Here is a 13,266-nt window from a genome sequence, read left to right as displayed (position 1 = left end):
TTAGCGCAGGCCCGGGCACTGTGCCAACCATCCCAGCGCCCTGGCGCCAACCGCCGGCTGTCGCGGCGTGACCATGCCCCGCGCCGGCGCAAAATTCGCCATCGCCAAGGCTGCCGCCTGTTGGAGATCGACGGATGACCCTTCCCCCATTCCCGCCCCGGCCGCCGGGCTACGACAAGAAGATTGCGCTGGTGCTGCAGGGCGGCGGCGCGCTCGGCAGCTACCAGGCCGGCGTCTATGAGGCCCTGGCCCGGTCCGACTACGAACCGGACTGGGTCGCCGGCATCTCGATCGGCGCCATCAACGCGGCGATCATCGCCGGCAACGCGCCGGAACAGCGGGTGGACCGGCTGCGCCTGTTCTGGGAACAGGTGACGGAACCGCGGGGCTTCTGGGCGGGGTGGCTGGAAGGGCTGGTGCCGCCGCCCGGCCAGCGCCGGACCGTGGCGACGGCGGAGGCGCTGCTGTTCGGCCAGCCCGGCTTCTTCGCCCCCCAGCCCGCCACCGCCTGGTTCGGCACCGCGCCGCCCGCCAGCTACTACGACACCGCCGCGCTGAGGACGACGCTGGAAACGCTGGTCGATTTCGACCGCATCAACCACGGCCCCATGCGCCTTTCCGTCGGCGCCGTGAATGTCCGCACCGGCAACTTCGCCTATTTCGACAGCGCGGAGACGCCGATCCGCGCGGAGCACATCATGGCCAGCGGCGCGCTGCCGCCAGGCTTCCCCGCCATCGAGATCGATGGCGAGCATTACTGGGATGGCGGCCTGGTTTCCAACACGCCGCTGCAATACGTGCTGGAGAAGATCCCCCGCCGGTCCCGCCTGACCTTCCAGGTGGATGTCTTCCACGCCCGCGGCGCCCTGCCGACGACGCTGGAGGAGGTGGCGGAGCGGGAGAAGGACATCCGCTACAGCAGCCGCACCCGCGCGGCGACCGACACGGTGCGCGCGATGCATGACGTGCGGCACAACATCAACACGCTCTGGGACAAGCTGCCGCCGGAATTGCGCGACACGCCGGAGGGCCGCTTCCTCTATGATTTCGGCTGCGTGACGACGATGGACATCGCGCAGATCATCTACCGGCCGGCGGAAAGCCAGGGGCAGAGCAAGGACTACGAATTCAGCCGCGGCACCATGCGGGAACGCTGGGCGCAGGGGCTGTCGGACGCCACGGCGACGCTGGTGGCATCCCCCTGGCTGGCGCCCATGCCGCATGAACTGGGCGCGCGGACCTTCGATGTGCTGGGGCCGCACGGGCAGGGGGCGCCGTCGGTGGAAGCGGCGCCTCGGCGGAAGGGGAATGCGTGATCCGGGTCGGGTCGGCATCGCGGGCGGCCTGGCCATCGGCGGCGCGGTACCGGCGGCGGCGGGATCAACGCCTCCGCGCAACAAAAGAACGGTACCGCCCCGCCTCCGCGCATCATCATCGCCGCCTGTGCGGCGCCGGGTAACCGAACGCGCTACGGGGGGGCTGACAGCCCTTAGCTGGCGCCTCATTGAGGTTGCAGGACGGCGTCTCTGGAGCCGGAATGGCAATTAACCGTGTTTCGGTTAATTGTCGTATTGCGTTGCAGCATCAACGCTTTTCGCGCGAGACCGTGCCTTGCGCAGCCCTGCCGGGCCGCGTAGATGCGAAAAACAAGGCAAGCCCTGAGGAGGACACCGCATGGCCGAGACCGCCACCCGCAAGCCGCGGGGCAAGGGGGCGCCCAAGGGCGCGGAGCCCGGAATCAGCAAGCCGGAACTGACGCGTGCCTATCGCGACATGCTGCTGATCCGCCGGTTCGAGGAGAAGGCCGGCCAGTTGTATGGCATGGGCCTCATCGGCGGGTTCTGCCACCTCTATATCGGCCAGGAAGCGGTCGTGGTCGGCATGCAACTCTGCCTCAAGCAGGGCGACCAGGTCATCACCTCCTACCGCGACCACGGGCACATGCTGGCCACCGGCATGGAAGCGCGCGGCGTGATGGCGGAACTCACGGGCCGCATCGGCGGCTATTCCAAGGGCAAGGGCGGGAGCATGCACATGTTCTCCCGCGAGAAGGGCTTCTATGGCGGCCACGGGATCGTGGGCGCGCAGGTCTCCCTCGGCGCCGGCCTGGCCTTCGCCAATTGGTACCGGGAGGATGGCGCCGTCGCCGTGACCTATTTCGGCGAGGGTGCCTCCAACCAGGGGCAGGTTTATGAGAGCCTGAACCTGGCGGCGCTGTTCAAGCTGCCCTGCATCTTCGTGATCGAGAACAACAAGTACGGCATGGGCACCAGCGTGGACCGCGCCAGCGCGTCCAAGGACCTGTCCAAGAACGGCAGCCCCTGGGGCATCCCCGGTGAGCAGGTGAACGGCATGGACGTGATCGCGGTGCGGGAGGCCGGTGAGCGCGCCGTCGCCCACTGCCGCGCGGGCCTCGGCCCCTATCTGCTGGAGATGAAGACCTACCGCTACCGCGGCCATTCCATGTCCGACCCGGCCAAGTACCGGACGCGGGAGGAGGTGCAGAAGATGCGGGAGCAGAATGACTGCATCGAGACCGCGCGCCGCCTGCTGCTGGAAAGCTTCGGCGTGACGGAGGCCGAGCTGAAGGTGATCGACGACGAGGTGAAGGCGATCGTGCAGGACAGCGCCGATTTCGCCCAGACCAGCCCGGAGCCGGATGAGAGCGAACTCTGGACCGATATCCTGATCGATGACGCTTCCGTCGTGGCAGGGGGCCGCTGACATGACCCAGATCCTGATGCCCGCGCTGTCGCCGACGATGACGGAGGGCAAGCTCGCCCGCTGGCTGAAGAAGGAAGGCGAGACGATCAAGGCCGGCGACGTGATCGCCGAGATCGAGACCGACAAGGCGACCATGGAAGTTGAAGCGGTGGATGAGGGGACCCTGACCTCCATCCTGGTGCCGGAAGGCACGGAGAATGTGGCGGTGAACACGCCGATCGCCGAGCTGAACGGCGGCGCGGGCGCGGCGAAGGCCGCCCCGGCGGCAGCGCCGGCGCCCGCACCGGTTGCCGCGCCTGCCGCCCCCGCTTCCGTCCCCGCCCAGGCGAAGGCACCGGCGGCAGAGAAGGATTGGGGCCCGACCAAATCCATCACGGTGCGGGAAGCCCTGCGCGATGCGATGGCGGTCGAGATGCGCGCCAGCAAGGATGTCTTCCTGATCGGCGAGGAAGTCGGCCAGTACCAGGGCGCCTACAAGATCAGCCAGGGGCTGCTGGACGAGTTCGGCCCGAAGCGCGTGATCGACATGCCGATCACCGAACACGGCTTCACCGGCATGGCGGTCGGCGCGGCGATGACGGGGCTGCGCCCGATCGTCGAGTTCATGACCTTCAACTTCTCCATGCAGGCCATCGACCAGATCATCAATTCGGCGGCGAAGACGCTGTATATGTCCGGCGGCCAGCTCGGCTGCCCGATCGTCTTCCGCGGCGCCAACGGCGCGGCCAGCCGCGTCGCGGCCCAGCACAGCCAGTGCTACGCATCCTGGTACGCGCATTGCCCGGGTCTGAAGGTCGTGGCGCCGTGGTCGGCGGCCGATGCGAAGGGCCTGCTGCGCGCCGCGATCCGCGATCCGAACCCGGTCATCTTCCTCGAGAACGAGATCCTCTACGGCCAGAGCTTCGAGATGCCGGTGGCGGATGACTTCATCCTGCCGATCGGCAAGGCGAAGGTGGAGCGCGAGGGCACGGACGTCACCATCGTCGCCTTCTCCATCATGGTGGGCCTGGCTATGCAGGCGGCCGATGCGCTGGCGGCGCAGGGGATCAGCGCGGAGGTCATCAACCTCCGCAGCCTGCGGCCCCTGGATACCGAGACCATCGTGCGGTCGGTGAAGAAGACCAACCGCCTGGTGACGCTGGAGGAAGGCTGGCCCTTCGCCGGCATCGGCAGCGAGGTCGCGATGCAGATCATGGAGAACTGCTTCGACGATCTGGATGCGCCGCCGGTGCGGGTCCATGGCCTCGATGTCCCGATGCCCTATGCCGCGAACCTCGAGAAGCTGGCCCTGCCGCGGATCGAGCAGGTGATCGATGCCGCCAAGCGCGTGACCTACAAGTAAGGGGAGGGAGCAGGACGATGGCGACGAACATCCTGATGCCGGCACTGTCCCCGACGATGACGGAGGGGACGCTCGCCCGCTGGCTCAAGAAGGAAGGCGAGCAGGTCAAGGCCGGCGACATCATCGCCGAGATCGAGACCGACAAGGCGACGATGGAAGTGGAGGCCGTGGATGAAGGCATCCTCGGCAAGATCGTCGTCGCCGGCGGCACGGCCGGCGTGAAGGTGAACGACGTGATCGCGGTGCTGGTGGAAGCCGGCGAAAGCGCGGATGCGGCGCCCGCCGCCAAGCCCGCGCCGGCCGCGGCGACGCCGAAGACGGAAGCGGCACCGGCAACCCCGGCGCCCGCAGCGGCACCGGCCGCCGCGCCGGCAGCCTCGGGCGGCCGCGTGATCGCATCCCCGCTCGCCCGCCGCATGGCGGAACAGGCGGGGCTGGATCTGGCGGGCGTGGCCGGCAGCGGCCCGAATGGCCGCATCGTGAAGGCGGATGTGGATGCGGCGCTGGCCAGGGGCCCGGCGGCGAAGCCGGCACCCGTGGCTTCTGCCGCACCGGCACCCGCCGCAGCCCCGGTCGCTGCGCCGGCGCCGAAGCCCGCCGCGCCCGTCATCACGGCGCCGCATACCGCCGTGCCGAACAGCACCATGCGCAAGGTGATCGCGCGGCGGCTGTCGGAATCGAAGCAGAATGTGCCGCATTTCTACGTCTCGATGGATATCGAGATCGATGCGCTGCTCAAGCTGCGGTCGCAGCTGAACGCGACCTCGCCCAAGGATGGGCCTGGCGCCTTCAAGCTTTCGGTCAATGACCTGGTGATCAAGGCGGCGGCGGTGACGCTGCGGCGCTTCCCGGCAGTGAACGCGACATGGACGGAGGACGCGATCCTCCAGTACCATGACGTCGACATTTCCGTGGCTGTCAGCATCCCGGACGGGCTGATCACGCCGATCATCCGGAAGGCGGACCAGGCGGGGCTCGCCTCCATCAGCACGCAGATGAAGGACCTCGCTTCGCGGGCCAAGTCGGGCAAGCTGAAGCCCGAGGAGTTCCAGGGCGGCGGCTTCTCCATTTCCAACATGGGCATGTATGGGGTCCGCGACTTCGCGGCCATCATCAACCCGCCGCAGGCCGGCATCCTCGCCGTGTCCGCCGGCGAACAGCGGCCCGTGGTGAAGAATGGCGCGCTGGCCATCGCGACGGTGATGACCTGCACGCTCTCCGTCGATCACCGCGTCGTCGATGGCGCGCTGGCGGCGGAGTGGATCCAGGCCTTCAAGAAGATCGTCGAGGAACCGCTGAGCTTGATGCTGTGACCAGCCGCTTCTCGCTCCGCGACGCGACCGAGGCGGACCTGCCGGAGATCAACCGGCTGGTCCGGGCGCTCGCGGAGTATGAGAAGCTGCTGCATGAGGCCGTGGGCACGGAGGATGATTTCCGCCACGCGCTTTTCGGCCCCAACCCGACCGTGTTCTGCATCCTCGCCGAGGTCGAGGGCAGGGCGGTCGGCCAGTGCATCTGGTTCCCCATCTTCAGCACCTTCACGGGCCGCCACGGCCTGTATGTGGAGGACGCTTTCGTGGAGCCGGAGTACCGGGGCCTCGGCATCGGGGAAGCCTTCTTCCGCCATTGCGCTTGCATCTGCGTCGCCCGCGGCTGGAAGCGGATGGAATGGCAGGTGCTGGACTGGAACGAGCCCGCGATCCGCTTCTACCGGAAGATCGGCGCGCGCGGCATGGATGAATGGCGCGTGCAACGCGTGACCGGTGAGGCGCTGCACGCGCTCGCCGCAACAAAGGGGTGACGGCCATGGCCGACAGCTTCGATATCGTGGTGGTGGGCGGCGGGCCTGGCGGCTATGTCGCGGCCATCCGCGCCAGCCAGCTTGGCATGAAGGTCGCGCTGGTGGAGCGCGAGAACCTCGGCGGCATCTGCCTCAACTGGGGCTGCATCCCGACCAAGGCGCTGCTGCGCGCCAGCGAGATCAATCACCTGCTGCACAGCCTGGACCAGTATGGCTTCGCGGCGGACAATATCCGCTTCGACTTCGCGAAGGTCATCAAGCGTTCGCGCGGCGTCGCCGGGCAGCTCTCGGGTGGCGTCAAGCACCTGATGAAGAAGAACAAGGTTTCCGTCTATGACGGTCACGGTCGTCTTGCGGGGCCGGGCAAGGTTTCCGTCACCAAGGACGGGAAGCCTGTCGCTGACATCGCGGCGAAGCATATCCTGCTGGCCACCGGCGCGCGCGCCCGCGTGCTGCCGGGGATGGAGCCGGACGGCAAGCTGATCTGGTCCTACCGGGAAGCGATGACGCCGACCGCGCTGCCGAAGAAGCTCATCGTCATGGGCTCCGGCGCCATCGGCGCGGAATTCGCCAGCTTCTACCAGAACATGGGCGCCGAGGTGACCATCATCGAGGTGATGGACCGCATCCTGCCCGTGGAGGATTCCGAGATCAGCGCCTTCGTCCACAAGGCCTTCGTGAAGCAGGGGATGAAGATCCTGACCGGCGCGCGGGTGCAGGGCATCCGCAAGGGCGCGGACAGCGTCACCGCGGTGGTCGAGGCCGGCGGCAAGGTGCAGGACATCGTCGCGGATCGCCTGATCTCCGCCGTCGGCATCGTCGGCAATGTCGAGGACCTCGGCCTCGAAGGCACGAAGATCAAGGTCGAGAAGACCCACATCGTGACCGACGCCTTCGGCAATACGGGTGAGCCTGGCGTCTACGCCATCGGCGACCTGACCGGCCCGCCCTGGCTGGCGCACAAGGCGAGCCATGAGGCGATCATCTGCATCGAGGCGATCGCGGGCAAGCACCCCCACGCCATGGATGTGCTGAACATCCCGGGCTGCACCTATTGCCGCCCGCAGGTCGCCTCCGTGGGGCTGACGGAAGCGCGTGCCAAGGAACTGGGGCATGAGGTCAAGGTCGGCCGCTTCCCCTTCATCGGCAACGGCAAGGCCATCGCCATGGGGGAACCCGAGGGGCTGGTGAAGACGGTGTTCGACGCCAAGACGGGCGAGTTGCTTGGTGCCCACATGGTCGGCCCGGAAGTGACGGAGATGATCCAGGGCTACGGCATCGCCCGCACCCTGGAATCGACCGAGGCCGAGCTGATGCATACGGTGTTCCCGCATCCGACCGTCTCCGAAACCATGCATGAATCGGTGCTGGACGCCTATGGCAGGGTCATCCACATCTGACGGCCCATCCGATTGGCGCCGCCTGAACCAGGCCAACTGGGATGAACGCACCCGCGTTCATCTCGGACCGCGGGGCTATGACCTCTCCTCGCAGCGGGCGGGCCTCGGGCGGCTGGATGCGATCGTGGCGGCCGAGATCGGGGACGTCTCGGGGCTGAACATCCTGCATCTGCAGTGCCATCTCGGCGATGACAGCATCGCGCTGGCACAGCGCGGCGCTGCGAGGGTCGTGGGCGTCGATTTCAGCCCGCCGGCGCTGGAGGCCGCGCGCAGCCTTGCCGCCGAATGCGGGATCACCAACACGCGGTTCGTGTTCTCGGACGTGCTGGAGACGCCGTCCGCCATCCCGGAGGAAGCCGGCGCCTTTGACCTGGTCTTCACGGCCTGGGGCACCATCACCTGGCTGCCGGACCTGGACGCCTGGGCCACCGCCATCGCCTTCGCGCTGCGCCCGGGCGGTGCCTTCTACTTCGCGGACATGCATCCCGTGGCCTGGGTCTTCGATGATGCCGGCATCGCCGCCCCCGGCTTTCCCGGCTGGCGATACCCCTATTTCGAGCCCGGGCCGGTCCCCATCGACAACCCGACCGACTACATGGACACATCAGCCGAACTCGCGAACCGGCAGACCATCGAGTTTCCGCATGGCCTTGCCGAGATCCTCGGCGCGCTGCGCCGCGCGGGCCTGCAACTGGATTGGCTGCGTGAGCATCCGCGCCTGGTCTGGAAACCGTTCGAGGGCAGCGTGCGGGATGCGGATGGCATGTGGACCTGGCCCGACAGGCCTTGGCTGCCCCTCTCCCTCAGCCTGCGCGCGGTGAAATCATGAACCCCTCGTCGCCACGCCGCACCGTCGCTATATCGTCGCCATGAGCACGCGCGTCGAGATCGACCACAGGGCAGCCCGTATCGGGGCCGAAAGGCACCCCGAGAAGGCCAACCGGCCGGACAACCCCATCCAGCGGAAACCCGCCTGGATCCGGGTGAAGGCGCCGACCTCTCCGATCTACCGCGAGACCCAGGCGCTGATGCGCGCCAACAATTTGGTCACGGTGTGTGAGGAAGCGGCCTGCCCCAACATCGGGGAATGCTGGTCCCAGCGCCACGCGACCATGATGATCATGGGCGATACCTGCACCCGCGCCTGTTCCTTCTGCAACGTCGCGACGGGGATGCCGAAGGCGCTCGATGGCGATGAGCCGAACCGCGTCGCCGACGCCGTCGCCAAGCTCGGCCTGCGGCATGTCGTCATCACCTCCGTGGACCGGGACGATCTGAAGGATGGCGGCGCGGAACACTTCGCGCAGACGATCCGCGCGCTGCGGCTGGCGGCGCCGGAGACCACGGTCGAGATCCTGACGCCCGACTTCCTGCGCAAGGATGGCGCGCTTGAGGTGGTGGTGGCGGCCCGGCCTGACGTCTTCAACCACAACCTCGAAACCGTGCCGGCGCTGTACCCGACCATCCGCCCCGGTGCGCGCTACTACCATTCGTTGCGGCTGCTGGACCGGGTGAAGCAGCTCGACCCCTCGATCTTCACCAAGTCCGGCATCATGGTCGGGCTGGGGGAGAAGCGGATCGAGGTGCTGCAGGTGATGGACGACCTCCGCAGCGCCGATGTCGATTTCCTCACCATCGGGCAGTACCTGCAGCCCACGGTGAAGCACGCCGCGGTGGACCGCTTCGTCACGCCGGAGGAGTTCGAGGACTACGCCAGTGCCGCGCGCGGGAAGGGTTTTCTCCTGGTGTCCTCGACGCCGCTGACGCGCAGTTCCTACCATGCGGATCGCGACTTCGCGGCGCTGCGCGATGCCCGTGCCGCGAAGCTGAAGGCGGCCTGATCGCGCCATGCCCACGCATGCGGAAAAGCGCATCCTCCCCTATTCGGAGGAACAGCTCTTCGACATGGTGGCGGATGTCCGCCGCTATCCGGAATTCCTGCCCTGGTGCGTCGGTGCGCGCATCCTGACGCGGAATGACAAGGAACTGACGGCCGACCTCACCATCGGCTTCAAGATGTTCCGGGAGACCTTCCGCAGCCAGGTGCTGCTGGACCGGCCGGGCCACGTCCACGTCCGCTACCTCACGGGCCCCTTCCGCTACCTGAACAACCACTGGCGGTTCCGGCCCGTGGCGGGGGGGACGGAGGTCGATTTCTTCGTCGACTTCGAATTCAAGTCGCGCCTGCTGCAGGCCGTCATCGGCACCGTGTTCAACGAGGCGGTGCGCCTGATGGTGCGCGCCTTCGAACGCCGCGCCATGGCGCTGTATCGCCGCGCGCCGCCGCCGGCCGCGCCCGCCACGCCCGCGCCCAGCGCGTAGTTCACCGCCCGCGATGCCTGCCATTCGGCAGGTAGGGCCAGTCCAGCCCGTTGAGGCGGTAGAAACCCTCCAGCTCGGCGGCCCCCTCCATGGGTTCCGTCACGCCGAGGCGAAACGCCAGGAAGCCGTCATCCGGCTTCACGCCACGGTTCTTCTCGGCATCCAGCCAGTCATCCTGCGCGCCATGCTGGATGCGGGTCAGCAATTGCCGGTTCAGCGCCTGCACCAGCGCCCGCGCTTCCGCCGACCAGGCGCCGTATTTGGCCCCGGGCGCAACGGCGGTGATGGGGATACGGCGGAAGCCCGGGCCTTCCTGCCGCCAGCAGCCCATGATGTCGTAGTCCGACACCATCAGCAGGCCGTTGTCGCCCATGACAGCGCCGGAACTGCCGGATTTCGTGCTGGTGACAGCGCTCTTGGCCGGCAGCAGCCCGTGCAGGGACCGCGCGGCCAGGTTGGGGCAGCGGAACACCAGCAGCACGGCGCGGGCGGCGCAGAGCGTGCGGATGGTCATGACATCCAGCGGGTCGAAGCCCGTGAGGCGCGCGATGCGGATGTCATCCGCCGTCGCACCGGCGCGGCTGGCGGCGCTCTCGCGCTGGAAGGCCAGGTGGTCCCCGATGCTGGCCGTCAACCCGCTCATGCCACGCCTCCGTCAGGGCGCGGAAGGTTCCACGGGCGGCCTGCGATCGCCAGTCGCAAGCGCGCCAGGATGGTTTCGCCGGGTTTCGCCCCTGCTTGCGGGGCGGGCGCCTGACGCGCAGGCTCCTGGGGCCGTGACGGAGAATCCCATGCGCCGCCTGCTCCCTCTCCTGCCAGCCCTGCTGCCGCTGCTGAGGGCGGATGACGCGCGGGCGCAGGCGCCGGGATGCGACGTTACCATCTACCAGCACGCGCAATTCGCCGGCGCGGCGCGGCGCTTCACCGGGGACGTGCCCTGGGTTGGCGATGCGTGGAACGACCAGGTCTCCTCCATCGTCATCGCCGCCGGCGTCTGGCAGTTCTTCCAGCATGCGCGGTATGAGGGTGCGGTCCTGACGCTGCATCCCGGCGCGGTCGGCTATGTCGGGGATCGCTGGAACGACCAGATCAGCTCCTTCCGCTGCGTGCAGGGCACGGCCGGCGGGCCGCGCAAGTAGCCTTATCGGGCGGGCCCGCCGCCGCAGCGGTTCCATACGCGCCCGCCATCGGCCAGCGCCATCGCGACCAGGATCTCCTCCGGCCGCGGGCCGTCCGCCATCATCACGGTGATGGTGTCGAAATGCGCGAAGCTCCAGGCATCGTCCTTGTGGCCCAGCGGGATGTCGATCGGCGTGCCCGCGGCCGCCACCTTCACCGCCGATGGCACGGGGGAGGCGCCGCCCCCGATCGCGGCGCGCATCGGCTTGCCGAGGCGCGGATGCACGACGGCGCCGCCATGCTCGACCTCTCCCGCCACACCGACGATGGCGGCCTTGCCGTAGGACACGGCCGGCCCGCCGAGCATCGCCGCCAGTTCGGGCATCAGGCGTTCGCCGAGCGCCGCGCCGGCCTCCCACAACACGGTGAGATCCTCCATCCCCGGCCGGCCGGCGAAGGGGTTGGCGATGACGGCCAGCGCGACGGCGCGGATGATCGGGCGGGGGGCGTCGCGGCCCATTTCGCCGAAGACGGTCTCCCGCCAGGTGGCGATCTTGCGGATGGGGGGCATGGGCGTTCTTCCTTGGGGCTGTTGCCGATCCTGAAGGGTTCGCGCGCGGCATCAATGCCCCTGCTGGCCTTCATCAAGGAAATGCGCTGGCGCGGCGGCTGCGCGCCGGGCGAGGCTCCGGCCATGAGCTACATCCTGTACGGCGATATCGGCTCCGGCTCCGCCATAGCGGAGATGGCGCTGGCGGAAATCGGGGCCGAGGTCGAGCACCGGGCGGTGCCGCTGGAGGGCGACCACCAGCTGCGCGCGGACTACCTGGCCATCAACCCGATGGGCCGCCTGCCGACGCTGGTGCTGCCGGATGGCACGGTGCTGACGGAAAGCCTGGCGATCCTGGTGAGCCTGGCGGACCTTCATCCCGAAGCCGCGCTGCTGCCCGCGCCTGGCGATACCGCCCGCGCCGTCGTGCTGCGCTGGATGGCGCTCCTGGCGGGGGAGTTCTACCCGCAGGTCACGCGCTGGGATTATCCCGCCCGCTTCGGCTACGCGCCGGACCAGGCGGAGGCCGCGCGCGACAATGCGCTGGCGATGGGCCGTGACGTGCTGCGGATCATCGAGGATCACGCTGGCCTCGATGATGCCGGCCCCTTCCTGCTGGGCACGTGGTTCAGCGTGGCGGATATCGCCATCGCTGTGATGTGCCGCTGGATGAAGGGCCGCGAATGGGTGCCGGCACATCTGCCGCGCATCCAGAAGCTGGCGGAAGCCGTCGCCGCCCGCCCCGCCATCGCGCCCGTCTGGGCCAGGCACCGTCTGGGCTGAAGGGCCCGGCTTCACCCGCCCCCCATTCCCTGCCACCCTGCGCGCGCCTTCAAGCCACGCACGGAACACCATGGTCCACGCCCCAGAACGCCCGCCCTCCGGCGCGCCGCCGATCCGCATCAACCTCTATTCCGACACGCAGACCAAGCCGACGCCGGCGATGCTGGATGCGATGATGCGCGCCGAGGTCGGCGACGAGCAGCATGGCGACGATCCCACCGTGCACGCGCTGTGCGACCGCATGGCCGCGCTGATGGGCAAGGAAGCCGCGGTCTTCATGCCGACCGGCACCATGTGCAACGTCGCCGCCACGCTGGTGCATTGCCGCCCCGGCGAGGAGATCATCGCGCATGAGACCGCGCATATCCTGACCAGCGAAGGCGGTGCGCACGCCGCGCTCGGCAGCGTGCAGATCCTGCCGCTGAAGGGCGATCGCGGCATGTATTCGCCGGATGCGCTGCGGGGCGCCCTTCGCGGCAAATCCCGCCACACGCCGACGCAGCGCCTGGTGGAGGTGGAGCAGACCGCGAATACCGGCGGCGGCGCCGTCTGGGACCGCGCCGTGCTGGCGGAGATTGCCGACATCGCCCATGGCGCCGGGCTTTCCACCCATATGGACGGCGCGCGGCTGATGAATGCCTGCATCGCCTCCGGCATCTCGGCCGCGGAGATGACGGCGGGGTTCGACAGCGTCTGGCTCGACTTCACCAAGGGCCTCGGCGCGCCGCTGGGCGCCGTGCTGTGCGGCAGCCGGGACTTCATCGATGAGGCCTGGCGCTGGAAGCAGCGCCTCGGCGGCGCGATGCGGCAGGCGGGCGTCTGCGCGGCGGGCTGCCTCTACTCGCTGGACCATCATGTGGAGCGCCTGGCGGATGACCACGCCAACGCCAAGGCGCTGTTCCGCGGCCTGGCGCAGATCCCCGGCATCGCGGTGACGGAGCCCGATACCAACCTGGTCTATTTCGACACGGCCGGGACGGGCGTCGCCTCCATGGACGTGGTGCGGGCGCTGCGGATGGAGGGCGTGCAGGTCAGCTTCCTCGGCGGGCGCATCCGGGCGTGCCTGCACCTGGACGTGACGTCGGTCATGGTGGACGAAGCCCTGCAGGTGCTGCGGGGCGTGGTGGCGCGGGGGTAGGGCGGCCCAGCAGGGGGACGCTGTCCCCCTGCACCACCGGCAATAGATGCAGAAAGGGAGGGGGGCACTTCGGCCCCCCTCCCTTTC

General features: G+C 68.7%; 14 protein-coding genes. 12 read left to right on the top strand and 2 right to left on the bottom strand.

The genetic code is table 11. The annotated features are described in order from the left end of the window. Positions 1–134 precede the first annotated feature (134 nt). The 9 genes from ACTIE5_RS09905 to ACTIE5_RS09865 all read left to right on the top strand — a co-directional run bounded on the left by ACTIE5_RS09905 (position 135) and on the right by ACTIE5_RS09865 (position 9,589). Entirely contained in the window at positions 135–1,316 is a 1,182-nt protein-coding gene (locus ACTIE5_RS09905; protein WP_439549534.1) for a DUF3734 domain-containing protein, read from the top strand. A 358-nt stretch (positions 1,317–1,674) separates the two neighbouring features. After that, entirely contained in the window at positions 1,675–2,724 is a 1,050-nt protein-coding gene (gene pdhA / locus ACTIE5_RS09900) for a pyruvate dehydrogenase (acetyl-transferring) E1 component subunit alpha (protein WP_439549533.1), read from the top strand. Position 2,725: 1 nt separating this feature from the next. After that, the gene (locus ACTIE5_RS09895; RefSeq protein ID WP_439549532.1) at positions 2,726–4,066 is read left to right on the top strand and encodes a pyruvate dehydrogenase complex E1 component subunit beta; all 1,341 of its coding nucleotides are present in this window, start codon (positions 2,726–2,728) and stop codon (positions 4,064–4,066) included. A gap of 17 nt (positions 4,067–4,083) precedes the next feature. After that, positions 4,084–5,379 (top strand): pyruvate dehydrogenase complex dihydrolipoamide acetyltransferase, encoded by a 1,296-nt coding sequence (locus ACTIE5_RS09890; protein WP_439549531.1) that lies wholly within the window; start codon positions 4,084–4,086, stop codon positions 5,377–5,379. After that, positions 5,376–5,867, top strand: coding sequence for a GNAT family N-acetyltransferase (locus tag ACTIE5_RS09885; RefSeq protein WP_439549530.1), 492 nt, complete (start codon positions 5,376–5,378; stop codon positions 5,865–5,867). Before ACTIE5_RS09890 ends, ACTIE5_RS09885 begins: the two co-directional genes overlap by 4 nt. A gap of 5 nt (positions 5,868–5,872) precedes the next feature. Further along, complete coding sequence (lpdA, locus tag ACTIE5_RS09880) at positions 5,873–7,267, top strand: dihydrolipoyl dehydrogenase (protein WP_439549529.1); 1,395 nt, start codon at positions 5,873–5,875, stop codon at positions 7,265–7,267. A gap of 124 nt (positions 7,268–7,391) precedes the next feature. After that, positions 7,392–8,096 (top strand): class I SAM-dependent methyltransferase, encoded by a 705-nt coding sequence (locus ACTIE5_RS09875; protein WP_439549528.1) that lies wholly within the window; start codon positions 7,392–7,394, stop codon positions 8,094–8,096. Positions 8,097–8,136: 40 nt separating this feature from the next. Then, entirely contained in the window at positions 8,137–9,108 is a 972-nt protein-coding gene (gene lipA / locus ACTIE5_RS09870) for a lipoyl synthase (protein WP_439549527.1), read from the top strand. Between the two features lie 7 nt (positions 9,109–9,115). Next, positions 9,116–9,589 (top strand): type II toxin-antitoxin system RatA family toxin, encoded by a 474-nt coding sequence (locus ACTIE5_RS09865; protein ID WP_439549526.1) that lies wholly within the window; start codon positions 9,116–9,118, stop codon positions 9,587–9,589. A 1-nt stretch (position 9,590) separates the two neighbouring features. Here the strand turns inward: ACTIE5_RS09865 and ACTIE5_RS09860 are convergent, their stop codons facing one another. After that, positions 9,591–10,232, bottom strand: a complete 642-nt coding sequence (locus tag ACTIE5_RS09860) for a hypothetical protein (protein ID WP_439549525.1) — start codon at positions 10,230–10,232, stop codon at positions 9,591–9,593. A gap of 148 nt (positions 10,233–10,380) precedes the next feature. Here ACTIE5_RS09860 and ACTIE5_RS09855 point away from each other — a divergent pair, with 148 nt between their 5' ends. Next, entirely contained in the window at positions 10,381–10,728 is a 348-nt protein-coding gene (locus tag ACTIE5_RS09855; protein WP_439549524.1) for a beta/gamma crystallin-related protein, read from the top strand. A 2-nt stretch (positions 10,729–10,730) separates the two neighbouring features. Here the strand turns inward: ACTIE5_RS09855 and ACTIE5_RS09850 are convergent, their stop codons facing one another. Continuing rightward, positions 10,731–11,279 (bottom strand): amino acid synthesis family protein, encoded by a 549-nt coding sequence (locus ACTIE5_RS09850; RefSeq protein WP_439549523.1) that lies wholly within the window; start codon positions 11,277–11,279, stop codon positions 10,731–10,733. 123 nt (positions 11,280–11,402) lie between these two features. Here ACTIE5_RS09850 and ACTIE5_RS09845 point away from each other — a divergent pair, with 123 nt between their 5' ends. Both ACTIE5_RS09845 and ACTIE5_RS09840 read left to right on the top strand, forming a co-directional pair. Then, positions 11,403–12,041 carry a glutathione S-transferase family protein gene (locus ACTIE5_RS09845; RefSeq protein WP_439549522.1) on the top strand — a complete coding sequence of 213 codons (639 nt, stop codon included), beginning with the start codon at positions 11,403–11,405 and terminating at the stop codon, positions 12,039–12,041. A 70-nt stretch (positions 12,042–12,111) separates the two neighbouring features. Then, complete coding sequence (locus ACTIE5_RS09840) at positions 12,112–13,179, top strand: threonine aldolase family protein (RefSeq protein ID WP_439549521.1); 1,068 nt, start codon at positions 12,112–12,114, stop codon at positions 13,177–13,179. Positions 13,180–13,266 lie beyond the last annotated feature (87 nt).

Origin of the sequence: Falsiroseomonas sp. (assembly GCF_051859025.1) — a bacterium.
In the GTDB taxonomy this organism is placed as follows: Bacteria; Pseudomonadota; Alphaproteobacteria; order Acetobacterales; family Acetobacteraceae; genus Falsiroseomonas.
The sequence above is the reverse complement of the archived record's forward strand: the minus strand, read 5'-3'. Positions and strand labels throughout refer to the sequence as shown.